This is a genomic window from Nocardia sp. NPDC051900 (genome assembly GCF_044452545.1).
GTDB classification, from domain to species: domain Bacteria; phylum Actinomycetota; class Actinomycetes; order Mycobacteriales; family Mycobacteriaceae; genus Nocardia; species Nocardia sichangensis.
Genome location: NZ_JBITBU010000071.1, coordinates 1 through 2280 on the forward strand (window position 1 = coordinate 1; position 2280 = coordinate 2280).

Below are 2280 nucleotides of genomic sequence, written 5' to 3' on the forward strand. Positions count from 1 at the left end.
GATCGGAGCCGTTATGGGCGACTACGTAACCGACCTCGGTGACCTGCGGCTGACGGACGCAGACCGCGTCGGCGGCAAGGGCGCGAATCTCGGGGAGCTGGTGGCGGCGCACCTGCCGGTGCCACCCGGGTACGTGATCCTCAAATCCTGCTACGAAGAGGTGATCATCCACGGGCCGCACGGTGCCGAACTCGACGCCTTGCACGCCGAGGCGCTGCAAGCGGCATCGGAGGGCACTCGCTCCGACGACACGCGACTCGACGAACTGTGCACCCGTATGCGCACACTCGTGCACCGCACACCGATGGCGGCGGGAGTGCACGACGCCGTGCTGACCGCCTACCACCGGCTCGGCGATGCTGTTTCGGTCGCGGTGCGCTCATCCGCCGTCGGCGAAGACAGCGCGACCGCCTCCTTCGCGGGAATGAACCTGTCGCGAACCAATATTCGCGGCGACGACCGGCTGATGGATGCCGTCGTCGACTGCTGGGCATCCCTGTTCACCCCGCGCGTACTCACCTACCGCGCCCGCCGCGAGATGCACGAACGACCGGATATCGCGGTGGTGGTGCAACGTATGGTCGCCGCCCGCAGGTCGGGCGTCGCCTTCACCGCCGACCCCGCGACCGGCCGCCGCGATCGCGTGGTCATCGAGGCAGCGCGCGGCCAAGGCGAAGTCGTGGTCTCCGGAGCGACCGAGCCCGACACTTACATGCTCGACGCCAAGGGGCCCACGCTGATCGCCGCGCGCACCGGCCACCAGGGATTCGCCGTCGTGCCCGGGCCCGACGGTGACCAGCGGATCCAGCTGACCGACGAGGAGGCCGCGGCTCAGGTACTCAGCGAAGACGAGGCCTTGACGGTAGCCCGGACGGCCTTGCAGGTACAGCAGCTGCACGGTGGCATCCCGCAGGATGTCGAATGGGCATTCGACGACGAGCGGCTGTGGCTGGTGCAGGCCCGGCCCATCACCACGCTGGCCGGCCGCGCGGATACCGGAACTCCGGCGCATGCGCCAGCCCCCACCCAGGTCCTGTTACGAGGTCTTGCCGCCGCACCCGGCCGAGCCAGCGGCGCCGTCCGGATCTTGCGCTCGCCGTCGGAGGGCTCGACACTGCGGGTCGGCGAGGTACTCGTCGCCGCCATGACCAATCCGGATTGGCTACCGACCATTTCGCGAGCATCGGCCCTGGTCACCGATAGCGGCGGGATGACATGCCATGCCGCGATCGTCGCCCGCGAACTCGGCGTGCCATGCGTGGTCGGCACCCGCACGGCAACCACCACCCTCACCGAAGGCGCCGTCGTGACCGTCGACGGGTCCGCGGGTCAGGTGCACGCCGGGCGATCGGAACCGGTGCACGCCGCGCCCAGGCCGTCGGAGCCGACCGCCCCGGCGGAACCGACCGCGACCCGCGTCTACGTCAATCTCGCTCTACCGGATGCCGCCGAACGAGTCGCGGCCACCGATGTCGACGGTGTCGGGTTGCTGCGCGCGGAAACGCTGATCACGCAGGCCCTCGACGGACGCCACCCCCGGGATCTGATCGCCCGCGGCGAGCAGGACGCCTTCGTCGAACGGCTGTCGGCGCCCTTGCACCGGATCGCAGCGGCATTCGCCCCGCGGCCGGTGATCTATCGCGCGACCGATCTACGGAGCAATGAATTCCGTGACCTCGCCGGCGGGACACGCTATGAACCCGACGAACGCAATCCGATGATCGGGTACCGGGGTTGCTACCGCTATATCCGCGAACCCGAGGTCTTCGCGCTCGAACTCACCGCCCTGGCCCTCGTCCGCGAGAAAACGCCGAATCTGCACTTGATGATCCCGTTCGTGCGCACCCGCTGGGAGCTGGAGGCCTGCCTCGACCTCGTCGACACCAGCCCGCTGGGCAACCAGCGTGGACTACACCGCTGGGTGATGGCCGAGGTGCCCTCGGTGGTGCACTGGCTCCCCGAATACGTAGGGCTGGGCATCGACGGCGTCTCGATCGGTAGCAACGACCTCACTCAGCTCATGCTCGGCGTCGACCGCGACTCCGCCACCTGCGCCGAGTTGTTCGACGAATCCGACCCCGCCGTACTCGACGCGATCGGCAGGATCGTCGAGACGGCGCGACGGCTGAAGATCACGGCCTCGCTGTGTGGGCAGGCCCCCTCGACACGCCCCGAATTCGCCGAACACCTGGTACGGATGGGCATCACCTCGATCTCGGTGACACCGGACGCGGTGCCCGCGGCCCGTCGGGCGATCACCGCCGCCGAACGGCGCGTGCT

Annotated in this window: 1 protein-coding gene; it reads left to right on the plus strand. The window is 69.1% G+C overall.

Features of this window, described 5'->3' with window-relative positions; genetic code table 11:
• Positions 1-13: 13 nt before the first annotated feature.
• The coding region (gene ppsA / locus ACIA5H_RS37740) for a phosphoenolpyruvate synthase (protein WP_397081151.1) at positions 14-2280 on the plus strand (2267 nt) is incomplete at its 3' end.